Source organism: Microbacterium sp., assembly GCF_044340635.1.
Classification (GTDB): domain Bacteria; phylum Actinomycetota; class Actinomycetes; order Actinomycetales; family Microbacteriaceae; genus Microbacterium.
The window spans coordinates 139,089-151,515 of sequence record NZ_JBIITF010000001.1; the positions used below are offsets into that span (position 1 = coordinate 139,089).

The 12,427-nt window shown below is 68.4% G+C and carries 9 protein-coding genes; 1 reads left to right on the forward strand and 8 read right to left on the reverse strand.

Going from position 1 to position 12,427, the window contains the following annotated elements; all coding sequences use genetic code 11:
- Positions 1-30: 30 nt before the first annotated feature.
- The 4 genes from ACIQ0W_RS00645 to ACIQ0W_RS00660 form a co-directional block, all read right to left on the reverse strand.
- On the reverse strand, positions 31-924 hold the full coding sequence (locus tag ACIQ0W_RS00645; RefSeq protein ID WP_396640988.1) for a hypothetical protein: 894 nt from the start codon (positions 922-924) through the stop codon (positions 31-33).
- Positions 921-1,613 (reverse strand): response regulator, encoded by a 693-nt coding sequence (locus ACIQ0W_RS00650; RefSeq protein ID WP_396640989.1) that lies wholly within the window; start codon positions 1,611-1,613, stop codon positions 921-923. The genes ACIQ0W_RS00645 and ACIQ0W_RS00650 overlap by 4 nt, the downstream gene beginning before the upstream one ends.
- Positions 1,601-2,875 (reverse strand): histidine kinase, encoded by a 1,275-nt coding sequence (locus ACIQ0W_RS00655; RefSeq protein WP_396640990.1) that lies wholly within the window; start codon positions 2,873-2,875, stop codon positions 1,601-1,603. Before ACIQ0W_RS00655 ends, ACIQ0W_RS00650 begins: the two co-directional genes overlap by 13 nt.
- Before the next feature lie 216 nt (positions 2,876-3,091).
- Positions 3,092-4,090, reverse strand: coding sequence for a cytochrome b/b6 domain-containing protein (locus tag ACIQ0W_RS00660; protein ID WP_396640991.1), 999 nt, complete (start codon positions 4,088-4,090; stop codon positions 3,092-3,094).
- Positions 4,091-4,284: 194 nt separating this feature from the next.
- Between ACIQ0W_RS00660 and ACIQ0W_RS00665 the strand changes: the two genes are divergently transcribed.
- Entirely contained in the window at positions 4,285-7,983 is a 3,699-nt protein-coding gene (locus ACIQ0W_RS00665) for a choice-of-anchor I family protein (RefSeq protein WP_396640992.1), read from the forward strand.
- 73 nt (positions 7,984-8,056) lie between these two features.
- Here the strand turns inward: ACIQ0W_RS00665 and ACIQ0W_RS00670 are convergent, their stop codons facing one another.
- Genes ACIQ0W_RS00670 through ACIQ0W_RS00685 form a run of 4 tightly spaced genes read right to left on the reverse strand, consistent with a single transcriptional unit; the run spans position 8,057 to position 12,271 of the window.
- Entirely contained in the window at positions 8,057-9,175 is a 1,119-nt protein-coding gene (locus ACIQ0W_RS00670; RefSeq protein ID WP_396640993.1) for a bifunctional 2-methylcitrate synthase/citrate synthase, read from the reverse strand.
- A gap of 2 nt (positions 9,176-9,177) precedes the next feature.
- Positions 9,178-10,080, reverse strand: coding sequence for a methylisocitrate lyase (prpB, locus tag ACIQ0W_RS00675; protein WP_396640994.1), 903 nt, complete (start codon positions 10,078-10,080; stop codon positions 9,178-9,180).
- A complete protein-coding gene (locus ACIQ0W_RS00680; protein ID WP_396640995.1) occupies positions 10,080-11,606 on the reverse strand; it encodes an MmgE/PrpD family protein in 1,527 nt (508 codons plus the stop codon). Before ACIQ0W_RS00680 ends, prpB begins: the two co-directional genes overlap by 1 nt.
- Positions 11,603-12,271 carry a GntR family transcriptional regulator gene (locus ACIQ0W_RS00685; protein WP_396640996.1) on the reverse strand — a complete coding sequence of 223 codons (669 nt, stop codon included), beginning with the start codon at positions 12,269-12,271 and terminating at the stop codon, positions 11,603-11,605. The genes ACIQ0W_RS00680 and ACIQ0W_RS00685 overlap by 4 nt, the downstream gene beginning before the upstream one ends.
- Between the last annotated feature and the right edge of the window lie 156 nt (positions 12,272-12,427).

A 12,427-nucleotide genomic window follows, 5' to 3' on the forward strand; every position in this document is an offset into this window, starting at 1 on the left:
GCGAGCCCGAATCGACCGAACGGCGCGTTCTCAGTCGGCGCTGCGCAGGATGACCTGACCCGCTGACAGCTCCACCGCGATACGGTTCGACGCCGAGGCCGACGTATCGAGCCGATTGTCGAGCTGGCCGGCAGACACGTTGGACGTGACGTCGTAGTCACCGTCCGGCAGGGCCAGGTCAAGGGATCCGGCACTGACATTCACCTCGACGAGTCGTGGCTGCGAACCGTCGAATCGACCGTCGAGCTGGCCGGCGCTGACCGTGAGATCCGCGGACTGCACACCCGACAGGTCGAGTTCGGCGCGGCCCGCGCTGATGTCCGCGCTGATATCGCGCGCCTCACCCGAGACGTTCACCTCTCCGGCGCCGAGATCGACCTCGAGTTCGCCGAAACGACCGGAGGCGTCGAGGTCGCCGGCAGCGACGGTGAACTGCGCATCGAGCACGGTGTCCTCGAGCTCGCGCGGCAGCGTGAGCGTCGCGCGGACATCGCCGCCGAAGAGCCACCCGCCACCGAAGGACCAGTCGGGCGCCGACACGATGAGCTCGTCCTCGTCGCGCTCGAGAGTCCATCCGCCGCCGGCCCATCCACCCGTCACATCGAGCGTCGCGTCGTCCACGTCGGCGAAGTCGATGCGGAAGGATCCGGCCGACACGTCGACGTCGAGCCCGTTCACGCCGGTGGCGTCGACGGCCTGTGTTTCGGTGCGCACTGATGCGGCAGCGATCGTCGAGATCACGGTGCCGCCCACGAGTGCGAGGGCGATGACGCCGCCGAGCGACGCCGTGAGGATCGCGACGACCTTCGCGGACTGCGAGGCTGGACCGGGCCTGTTCTCGGGCACGGGGCCCGGGCCGTCCTCCGCGCCCGTCGGGGGTGCGGGAGGTGCGGGCGGCGCCGGGGGTGTGAGCTGGTCGGTCATCGGAGTGCTCCTGTCTGAGGGGCGTCGCCGTAGTTCGCGTCGCCGCCGTGTTCGATGTGTGCGAGTGCTGCGAGCACCCGCCGGTTGCCGGAGTCGTCCTGCTCGAGATCGAGCTTCTGGAAGACGGCCGTGATGTGCTTCTCGACGCTGCCCTCGCTGACGTGCAGGGCGCGGGCGATGGCCTGGTTCGAGTTGCCCTCGGCGATGAGCGAGAGCACGGAGCGCTCGCGCTCGGTGAGGCGGCGCATCCTCTCGTCCCGGCGACGGCGTCCGAGCAACTGGGCGACGACCTCGGGGTCGAAGACTGTGGCTCCAGCGCCGATCCGGGCGACCGTCTCGAGGAACTCGGTGACATCGGCCACGCGGTCCTTCAGCAGGTACCCCAACGCCCCGCCCTCACCGGCGATCAGGTCGGTCGCGTACCGCTCCTCGACGTACTGCGAGAGCACGAGCACCGGTAGATCGGGGTGTGCCGCGCGCAGGCGCAGAGCGGCACGGATACCCTCGTCGGTGAAGGTCGGGGGCAGCCGGACGTCCAGGATGCAGAGCTCCGGCGCATCCGCCGCCACCCGCGCGTCCAGCTCCGACGCCTCGGGAAGGGCAGCGACCACGGTGTGACCGGCGTCCTCGAGTAGGCGCACGAGCCCCTCGCGTAGCAGGACCGAGTCCTCGCAGATCAGGATGCGCACGGCACACTCACCTCTACGGTCGTCGGTCCACCGACCGGGCTGTCGAGGCGGAACGAACCGCCCGCCCCGATCACGCGCTGCGAGATGCCGTCGATGCCGCCGCCGGGGGTGACGTGCGCACCGCCGATGCCGTTGTCTTCGACGCGGGCCCACAGCATGCCGCCCTCGCGTTCTCGGACGAGGACCCGCACCTCGCTCGCCCGCGAGTGCTTGGCGGCGTTGGTGAGCGACTCGGCGATGACGAAGTAGGCGGCCGCCTCGGCCGCCTTGCTGCACCGCGCGGTCAGGCGAACGTCGAGCACGACGGGGATGTGCGATCGCGAGGCGAGCGCCGACAGCGCGGCGTCGAGTCCGCGGTCATCGAGCACGGATGCGTGGATTCCCCGGGCGAGCTGACGGAGTTCGGTGATCGCGGCCTTGGTGGAGGTGTGCGCCTCGGCGATGAGCGCCTTGGCGGCGGCCGGATCGTCATCCACCTTCTGCTGGGCAAGACCCAGCGTCATGCCGACCGAGACGAGTCGGGGCTGAACCCCGTCGTGCAGATCGCGCTCGATGCGCGTCCGCTCGACCTCGGCCGAGCGCACGGCACCGGCGCGCTGCACGTTAGAGGCGCGCGCCGCTTCGGCGAGCTGCGCCTCGCGGGAGGGAACCAGGACGGCGCGGGCGATCACACCCTGCAGGATGGCGAGCCCGATGATCGCCGCGAGCGAGAAGATCGCCGCGATGACGCCCGCGGGTACGGCCCACGCGGTCGCGACATCGAGCCCCGTATTGCCGAGCGGAACCGTGCCAGCATCGGCGAAGATCGGGGCGAAGGAGAGCACGATGCCCGAGGTCAGAAGACCCAGAAACCCCAGGACGATCATTCCCAGCACCGACGCGATCGCGAAGTTCGCGACCCCGCGCCACATCCCGGGATCGATGAACTGGAGCCAGATCGTGTGCAGGAAGCCGCCGAAACCGGACTTGGGACTGCGCCGGGCGCGCCGCACCGGGAGCCCGAAGTTGTAGAGCCCGTCGATGCGCGCCGTCTCGAGCCATCCGATCGCGAAGAGCGAATAGACGAACGCGATCAGGAAGATCAGGCCGATCCCGACCACGAGGACGAGGCTCAGGCCGACGCTCAGCAGGGTGATGAGGATCGTGAAGACGATCGGGCCCACCAGGCCGAGGGCGACGAGGTGGAGGGCCGAGAGCGAGATGCGTCCCGGGGAGGCGAGGGGCGACCGCACGCGGGGTTCGGTCAGGACTGTGCTGGACATGGCTCCACGGTAGGCCTGGGCCCTATTGGCGCGCGCCCGAGGCATCCGGAAACTCCACAGGGGGATATCCCCCGGGTCCGGCCCGCGTTCCCGCCCGCCCGCCGCCCGCTACGTCGCCGAAACACCCATCCTGCGGCCAAACACCCTGTGGCTGGAGGTGTCTCGTCGCGAAAGAGGTGTTTGGCCGTCATAGCCGCCGTCGGGCGACGGGCGGCGTCAGCGGGTCTTGACCGTGCCGAACAGGCGCGCGATAGGCACCAGCACCACCGGGCGCGCGGCGATCCACGCGGCGACGATCACGGCCGTCGAGGCAGAGAAGATCCAGAAGCCCGTCCAGCCGAGGCCGTCGTTTCCGGCGTACATGTGGTTCAGGTTGCGCAACGTCCCCGTCGCGAACACGAGGGTGACGTGAACGATGATGAACACCACGAAGTACAGCATCACCGGGAAGTGCAGGGCCCGCGCCCACTCGATCGGGAACGCCCGGTTCAGTCGGGCGGCATTCTTCGGCCAGACCCCCGACATCCGCACTCCCGTAATCGCGGCGAGCGGCGCCGCGATGAACACCGTCGTGAAGTACGCCAACTGCTGCAGGCTGTTGTAGTTGGCCCAGCCACTCTCGGTCGGCCAGTTCAGCGACACGTACTGCAGCCCCGCCGACACCGCGTTCGGAAACACCTCGATGCTGGTCGGGACCAGCCTCACCCAGTGCCCTGTGACAAAGAGCAGCACAACGAATATCACGCCATTTGCGAACCAGAGCAGGTCGAGTGCGTTGTGAAACCACAGGTTCAGACTGATGCGGCGCTTCTTGTTCGAACGCGGTGACCAAAACGCGGCCGGTCGCTTCTCCGTGCGTACCTGCCACCCCGTACGGATGATCAGCACCATGAGGAAGACGTTGAAGAAGTGCTGCCACTGCACCCACGCGGGGAAGCCCGGCGCCACGGCGATCGGGGGCGTGTACATGCCGGGGTATGTCATGAGGAACGCACGGACCTCGTCGAGGCTCACGACCCAGCGGGTCAGCGCGATGACCATGCCGGTCGCGAAGAGGATCGCGGCCCCGCCGATCACAACGGCGGCGAGCCACTGGCCGCGTGTCAGGCCCCGAATGCGATGCGCCTGCGATCGAGGCGCCGGTTTCGGGGCGTCCCGATTCGACGCCGCGACCCCCGGCCATGCCGTGCGGGTGAACGGCAGCGGCGTCTTCATGGGGCCCACTCCTTCCGCTCGAGTCTATTCGCCGGGTGCGGCAAGGCCTGTCGCCCGGGCGCCCCGCCGGTCTTCGTACGGGGTTCGCGCTCCGTTCACCGGCACGACACCACCGGTCATCCGTGCGACACCACACCTCGTTAGGCAGGAGCGTGGGCGATCCGCCCGCACGAGATGCCGACCCAAAGGACTCCATGCCTAGCCTGACATCCCGACCGCGACGCGCTCGCTTCGTCGCGTTCCCCGCCGCCGCAGCGATAGCGGCCGCCACCCTGATCGTTGCGCCGGCTCCGTCGCCGGCCACCGCGGCGATCGTCGCCGACCCGATCACATACTCCTCGGAGGGCGCCGCACTGTCGCTTTCTCCGGTGGGTACCTTCGAGACCGGCGTCTTCGACGCCTCCGCCGCAGAAATCGTCGCCGCGCACGGCGACCGCCTGTTCGTGGTCAACGCGCAGGCCGGCGCCGTCGACGTGCTCGACTACTCGGATCCGACGGCCATCGCCAAGCTGTACGCGATCGAGAGCGCCGGCGTTGCGAACTCGGTCACGGTCCGCGAGGACGGCCTGGGCGTCGTCGCCTTCGAGAACGAGACGAAGACCGATGCCGGAACCCTCGTCTTCTTCGACGCAAACGCAGATGCGCCTACCATTCTGGGCAGTGTCGCCGTCGGGGCGCTGCCCGACATGGTGACCGTTACGGCCGACGGCGCCTACGCCGTCGTGGCGAACGAGGGTGAGCCCTCTGACGACTTCACGAACGACCCCGAAGGGTCGATCGGCGTCGTCGCGCTGCCCGCACTCGGCACGGTCGCCGCGCCCGACCAGGGCGCCGTTCGCATCGCGGACTTCCATGCCTTCGAGGGCGAGAACCTGCCCGACGGCGTGCGCGTGTTCGGCCCCACCGTCGGGGCTGACTTCCCGGTCTCGCGCAACCTCGAGCCGGAGTACATCGTCACCGATGGAACGACCGCCTACGCGGCTCTGCAGGAGGCGAACGCGATCGCCGAGATCGACCTCGTGTCCGCGACCGTCACGGCGCTGTGGCCACTCGGATTCAAGGACCACGGGCTCGCAGAGAACGCGCTGGACGCGAGCGACCGCGACCCCCGGGATGCCCCCACCTTCAACCTGCGCACCTTCGATGGGCTCAACGGCATCTACATGCCCGACGGCATGGCCTCGTACAGCGCGGGTGGCCAGACCTACCTGGTCACCGCCAACGAGGGAGACGCCCGCGAGTGGGGCGACTATGTCGAGGGTGCACGCGTGAAGGACCTGGGTGACGATGGGCTCCTTCCCATCTGCGAGTCCAGCCCGCTCGCCGACATGACCGGCGACGCCGACCTCGGCCGCCTGAACGTGACCACTGCCGATGGGCTGAATGCGGACGCCACCTGCTACGAAGAGCTCTACTCCTTCGGGGCGCGCTCCTTCTCGATCTGGACCACGTCCGGCGAGCAGGTCTTCGACTCCGGTTCGGACTTCGAAGAGATCACGCACGCCGCGGCGCCGGAGTACTTCAACTCGAACCACTCCGAGTCGAACCTCGAGGGTCGCTCCGACGACAAGGGCCCCGAGCCGGAAAGCGTCGTGATCGGTGAGCTGAGCGGACGCACGTACGCGTTCATCGGCTTCGAGCGGGTGGGCGGCATCGCCGTCTACGACGTCACCTCGCCCGCGGCATCCGAGTTCGTCACCTACATCAACAACCGCGACTTCTCGGTCTCGGTCGAAGACGCTGACGACCCCTCGTCCGTCCTGTCCGCGGCCGGCGACCTCGGCCCCGAGGGCATCACGTTCATTTCGGCGGACGCCTCCCCCACCGGTGAGCCGATGCTCGCCGTCGGCAACGAGGTCTCGGGAACGACGACGCTCTTCGCAATCGATGACGCACTGGCCCCGGAGACAACCGACATCCAGGTCCTGACGATCAACGACTTCCACGGCCGCCTCGAAGCCAACTTCGGCAACGGCGAGGCCGGCGCCGCCGTGCTCGCGGGCGCCGTGGACTCGTTCGAGACCGCTAACCCCAACACGCTCTTCGTGTCGGCGGGCGACAACATCGGCGCCTCGACGTTCACGTCGTTCATCCAGCAGGACAACCAGACGATCGACGCACTCGTCGCCGCCGGCCTCGATGTGAGCGCCGTCGGCAACCACGAGTTCGACGCCGGCTTCGACGACCTGACCGACCGCGTGCTGCCCCGCTTCGGCGGCGGACAGTTCGGCCTCGGCGCGAACGTCTACCTGAAGGGCACCGAGACCCCCGCCCTGCAGGAGTACGTCGTCGAGGACATCGACGGAGTGCGGGTTGCCTTCATCGGCACCGTCACCCCCGACACGGCCGGAATGGTCACACCCACGGGCATCGCCGACATCGAATTCGGTGACCAGCTCGAGGCGGCCAACCGCGTCGCTGCGGACATCACCGAAGCGGAGGCGGCGGATGTCATCGTCCTGCTCACGCACGACGGCGCACCGACCGAGGATTGCACGACGATCGCCTCGGGCGACTCGGACTACGCAGCCCTCGTGAACGGCGCCTCGGTCGAGATCGACGCCATAGTCTCGGGCCACACCCACCAGTCCTACGTCTGCGAGGTACCCGTCGAGGGCGTCGTCGGGACGGAGCGTCCGGTGATCCAGGCCCACCAGTACGGCACGACGCTCGGCAAGCTCGACATCTCGGTGGACACCGAATCGAAGGAGCTCGTGTCGATCGCGGGCTCGCTCGTGCCGCTGGTCGGCGACGACGAGCTCCCGCACTACCCGGCCGACCCGACCGTGCAGGAGATCGTCGACGAAGCCTCGGCTGCCGCCGAGGAAGCGGGCGCGGTCGAGGTGGGCGCCATCAGCGCCGACATCGTGCGCGGCGGAACGCCCCCGGGCGATGACCGCGGCGTCGAGTCGACGCTCGGCAACCTGGTCGCCGACATGTACCTCTGGGCGACGTCGAACGATGACTACGCGGGCGAGCCTGCGGTCATCGGCCTGATGAACCCCGGAGGGCTCCGCGCCGACCTGCTGTACGGCGAGGACGGCACGATGACATACCGCGACGTCGCCAACGTCCAGCCGTTCGCCAACACGCTGGTCACGATGACGCTCACCGGCGCGCAGCTGATGCAGGTGCTCGAGGAGCAGTGGCAGCCCGTCAGCTCTTCGCGACCGAAGCTGCACCTCGGCATCTCGGAGGGCTTCACGTACACGTACGACGCGGCCGCGGCATCCGGCTCGCGCATCCTGTCGATGAGCCTGAACGGCTCCGCGGTCGAGCCCGGCGACGAGGTCACGATCGTGACCAACTCGTTCCTCGCGGCGGGTGGCGACAACTTCGTCACCTTCGCCCAGGGCACGGAGCGGACGGACACCGGGCAGGTCGACCTGTCGGCATCCGTGGCGTACTTCGAGGAGTTCGAGACCGTCGATCCGGCACCGCTCGGCCGCGCGGTCGTCGGGACGGCGACGCCGAGCCCCACGCCCACGACCCCCACGAACGACATGTGGGCGACCGTGAACGTCGGCTCGGGCAACGTCGAGCAGGGCGGCACGCTGAACGTCGTCCTGACGGGGCTGAAGCCCGGCCAGGTCGTCGGAGCGACGCTCTTCAGCGATCCGATCGTCGTGACGGGTATCCCGCCGGCGGATGCTTCGGGGCGCATCGCGTTCTCGGTGGCCATCCCCGCGAACTTCGCTCTCGGTGCGCACACGCTGGTCATCACATCGGAGGGCCTCGAGCCGCTGCGGATCGGCGTCACGGTGGTCCGTGCGGGCCAGCTGAGCACGACCGGATCGGAGCTGCCGATGGGCCTCGCCCTGGGGGCCACGATGCTGCTCGTCGCGGGCGGTGCACTGTACGCCATGCGCCGGCGGAACCAGCTACAGGACTGACCCCGCACAAGCGACGGACGCGGCCCCTCACCTTCGGGTGGGGGGCCGCGTCCGTTCGTCGGGGTGTCGAGCCTCAGCTGCCCGGGACGTGCCTCTCATCGGGTCCGATGTACTCCGACAGCGGGCGGATGAGGGCGTTCGACGCCGTCTGCTCCATGATGTGCGCGGTCCATCCGGTCACCCGCGCGGCGACGAACAGCGGCGTGAAGGTCAGGGTGTCGAAGCCCATCAGGTGGTATGCCGGGCCCGACGGGTAGTCGAGGTTGGGATAGATCCCCTTGCGGCCGACGAACTCAGCCTCGAGCGCCGCGTACAGATCGGCGAGATCGCGGGCGCCGTAGTGCTCGACGAGCTCATCCAGCGAGGCCTTCATCGTGGGTACGCGCGAGTCGCCGCGCTTGTACACCCGATGCCCGAAGCCCATGATCTTCTTCTTGTTCTCGAGGGCGTCATCGAGCCACGGCACGACGTTCGAGGCGGTGCCGATCTCGTCGAAGATGTGCATGACAGCCTCGTTCGCGCCACCGTGCAGTGCGCCTTTGAGTGCCCCGATCGCCCCCACAACGGCTGAGTACAGGTCCGCCGTGGTGCTCGTGATGACGCGGGCCGTGAACGTCGAGGCGTTGAAGGAGTGCTCGGCGTACAGGATCATCGAGACGTTGAATGCCTGGGCGACGGCCTCGTCGGGCTCTTCGCCGAAAGTCATCCAGAGGAAGTTGCGCGAGTAGTCCAGATCCGCCCGCGGCGGGGTCGCATCCTGCCCGCGGCGACGGCGCTGGTCATAGGCGACCATGGCCGGGATCTTCGCGAACAGCAGCTTCGCCTTGGCGAGGTCCGCGGCGGGTGAGTTGTCCGAGACATCCGCTGCCGACGCTCCGAGCACAGATACGGCGGAGCGCACGACATCCATCGGGTGCGCGTCGAGCGGCAGCAGGTCGATCGTCTGCTTCACGTTGTCGTCGAGGGATCGCTGCGCGCGCTCGGATGCCTCGAACTCGGCCAGTTGCTCGGCATCCGGCAACTCTCCGTGCCACAGCAGGTAGGCGACGGCCTCGAACGGCTGGGTCGCCGCCAGCTCCTGCACGGGGTAGCCGCGGTAGAGCAGAGAGTTCGTCTCGGGATTGACCTTGCTGACGGCGGTGTAATCGACCGTGACTCCCGCCAGGCCCTTCTTGATCTCGATGTCGGTCATGGTCACTCCTTCGCAATGGTGAAGTTGAAGACGCTGGTGTCGAAGCGGTTGTACTGCTCGTAGTCGATCAGGTCGTACAGGTCTGCGCGATGCTGCATCTCATCCAGCTTGCCCGTGAGATGCCCCTCGGTGTCGAGTGTGTCCAGGGCTCGCCCGGCAGCACCCATCGCGATCCGCAGCAGAGAGACGGGCCAGATCACGATGTTCACGCCCACATCGCGCAGCTGATCCGCCGTGAACAGCTCGCTCTTGCCGAACTCGGTCATGTTGGCCAGGATCGGCACGTCGACCGCGGCGCGCATCGCGGCGAACTCCTCGAGCGTGCGCATGGCCTCGGGGAAGATCGCGTCGGCCCCGGCATCCACGAGCGCACGGGCGCGGTCCGTCGCGGCATCCATTCCCTCAACAGCACGGATGTCTGTGCGGGCCATCACGAGGAAGTTCGGGTCGCGGCGGCCGTCGACCGCGGCGCGGATCCGCTTGATCGCGGTGTTCTCGTCAACCACGGCCTTGCCGTCGAGGTGCCCGCACCGCTTCGGGTTGATCTGGTCTTCGATGTGGGCCCCCGCCAGGCCCGCGTCCTCGAGGGTCTGGATCGTGCGCGCGACGTTCATGGGCTCGCCGAAGCCCGTGTCGGCGTCGATGATCGCGGGCAGCTCGGTCATCCGGGCGATCTGCTGTCCGCGCCCGGCGACCTCGGTGAGGGTCGTGAGGCCGATGTCGGGAAGGCCAAGGTCGGCCGCGAGCACCGCGCCCGAGATGTAGACGCCCTCGAAGCCCTTGCGCTCGATGAGCCGAGCACTCAGGGGGTTGAACGCGCCCGGGAACCGCAGCAGTTCGCCCGTGGCGAGGCGCTCGCGGAACAGGCGGCGCTTTTCGGCGGCCGGGGTCGTGGCGTACAGCATCAGAAGAGGCCCCTCGGCGCCGGCGCCGCCTCGAGCACACCGCGCTTCGCGACGAACGTGAGCTCCCGAACCTCATCGGCGGTGAGTTCGGGCAGCCGCTCGGCCAGCGAAAGGAACCGCTCGATCTCGGCCGGCTCGAGCACGGGCTCGGCGAGCAGGCGGAACTTGCGCACGTAATCTGACCGCGCGAAGGGTCGAGCGCCGAGCGGATGCGCGTCAGCCACCGCGATCTCGTCCTCGATGACCGTGCCATCCGTGAGGGTGATCACGACGCGACCCCCGAATGCCTTCTCGTTCGGATCCTCGGAGTGGTAGCGGCGGGTCCACTCGGCGTCCTCGGCGGTCGTGATCTTCTGCCACAGCGCCACGGTGTCGGGGCGCTGTGCGCGCTCGGGGGTGTACGAATCGACGTGGTGCCATCCGCCGTCCTGGAGCGCGACGGCGAAGATGTACGGGATCGAGTGGTCGAGGGTCTCGCGGGAGGCCGTGGGGTCGTACTTCTGCGGGTCGTTCGCCCCCGAGCCGATCACGTAGTGCGTGTGGTGGCTCGTGTGCAGCACGACACTCTCGATACGCGTAGGGTCGGCCAGCTCAGGGCGGCCCTCGTGAAGCTTGCGGGCCAGGTCGATCCACGCCTGCGCCTGGTACTCGGCCGAGTGCTCCTTCGTGTACGAATCGAGGATGCCGCGCTTGACCTCACCCGGCGCGGGCAGCGGAACGTCGTACGACGCATCCTTGCCGTCCAGCAACCACGCGATCACGCCGTCCTCGCCCTCGTAGATCGGCGACGGGCTCGTCTCGCCGCGCATCGCCCGGTCGACGGCCTCGACCGCCATCTTGCCGGCGAAGGCCGGGGCGTGCGCCTTCCATGTCGAGATCTCGCCCTTGCGGCTCTGCCGCGTGGCCGTGGTCGTGTGCAGCGCCTGTGCGACGGCCTGGTAGATGGTGTCGGCGTCGAGGTCGAGCAGCGTGCCGATGCCCGCGGCTGCCGAGGGGCCGAGGTGGGCGACGTGATCGATCTTGTGCTTGTGCAGCGAGATCGCACGCACCAGGTCGATCTGGATCTCGTACCCCGTCGCGAGTCCGCGGACGAGCGCGGCACCATCCGCGCCGACGTGCTGCGCGACCGCGACGATGGGCGGGATGTTGTCGCCCGGATGCGAGTACTCGGCGGCGAGGAAGGTGTCGTGGTAGTCGAGCTCGCGAACGGCCACGCCGTTCGCCCACGCCGCCCACTCGGGGCTCGTCCGGCGCTCGATCGCACATCCGAAGATCGTGCCGCCGTGGCCGTTCGCCGAGACGGCGTGGTCGAGGGCCTGCTGGCGCGCGGCGCTGACGGGGGCGCGAGTCAGCGAGGCCGCGGCGACGGCCGCGTTGTCGATCACGCGGTTGATGATCATGTCGATGACCGCCGACTCGACCGCAACCGGGTCTGTCGCGACCGCGGCGATCTTCCACGCGAGCTGGCCCTCACGGTCGAGGTTCTCGTCGCTGCGGTGGACGCGGACGTGGTGAAGCTGGGTCATGAGGTGCCTTCCAGAAGCGGGGCGGGGATGTTCGACAGTTCGGAGATGTTGGCGAGCGCACTCTCGAGCGCGTTGTGAAGGTGCACGTGGGTCGCATGAGCCGCGAGGTCAGCGTCACCCGCCGCGATCGCCGAGGCGATGAGCCGATGCTCGCCGGCGGAGGCTTCGAGGCGATCGGGATTGTCGCGCGCCAGCCGCCGTACACGCACGAGGTGCGTGCGGACGTTCCTCAGGGCGGCGGTCAGGAAGACGTTCGCGACCGAGCTGTCGAGCTGGCGCTCGAAGCGGCTGATCAATTCGTAGTAGTCCTCGACACTCTCGGAGGCCGTCAGGTCGGCCTCCCCGAACGCGCGAGCCAGGTCCGCGAAGGCCGTGGCGTCGCCTCGCTCAGCGGCGAGGCGTGCGGCTGCTTCTTCGAGCGCGCGCCGCACTTCGAAGAGACCACGGATGTCCGCGATGTCGATCGCGGCGACGACCGTCACCCGCGGCGACTGCTGGACCACGAGCCCGTCTGCGGCGAGGCGGCCGAGGGCCTCACGAAGAGGCGTGCGGCTGACGCCGAGCCGAGTGGCCTGCTCGACCTCGGCCAGAACGGCACCGGGTGCGAGGTCACCGTCCTGGATCTCGCGGAGGAGGGTCGCGTACGCTCGATCGCTGGCTCGCACAGCACACTCCCCTCATCGCGGACGTGAATAGTGTATACAAAAACACCTTCCATGGGCATTTATGTCAGTAATCTGCCTGACAGCGTATACATGGCGTTGCAGAGCGTCGAAGGTTGCCTCCTCCGCCAATTTCTCGTATTCACAATTTCCTGAAAC

What these genes read in the sequence shown, in the direction of transcription:
- ACIQ0W_RS00645 (WP_396640988.1), bottom strand. Translation starts at nt 924, where the DNA reads ATGACCGACCAGCTCACACCCCCGGCGCCGCCCGCACCTCCCGCACCC.
- ACIQ0W_RS00655 (WP_396640990.1), bottom strand. Translation starts at nt 2,875, where the DNA reads ATGTCCAGCACAGTCCTGACCGAACCCCGCGTGCGGTCGCCCCTCGCC.
- ACIQ0W_RS00660 (WP_396640991.1), bottom strand. Translation starts at nt 4,090, where the DNA reads ATGAAGACGCCGCTGCCGTTCACCCGCACGGCATGGCCGGGGGTCGCG.
- ACIQ0W_RS00665 (WP_396640992.1), top strand. Translation starts at nt 4,285, where the DNA reads ATGCCTAGCCTGACATCCCGACCGCGACGCGCTCGCTTCGTCGCGTTC.
- ACIQ0W_RS00670 (WP_396640993.1), bottom strand. Translation starts at nt 9,175, where the DNA reads ATGACCGACATCGAGATCAAGAAGGGCCTGGCGGGAGTCACGGTCGAT.
- prpB (WP_396640994.1), bottom strand. Translation starts at nt 10,080, where the DNA reads ATGCTGTACGCCACGACCCCGGCCGCCGAAAAGCGCCGCCTGTTCCGC.
- ACIQ0W_RS00680 (WP_396640995.1), bottom strand. Translation starts at nt 11,606, where the DNA reads ATGACCCAGCTTCACCACGTCCGCGTCCACCGCAGCGACGAGAACCTC.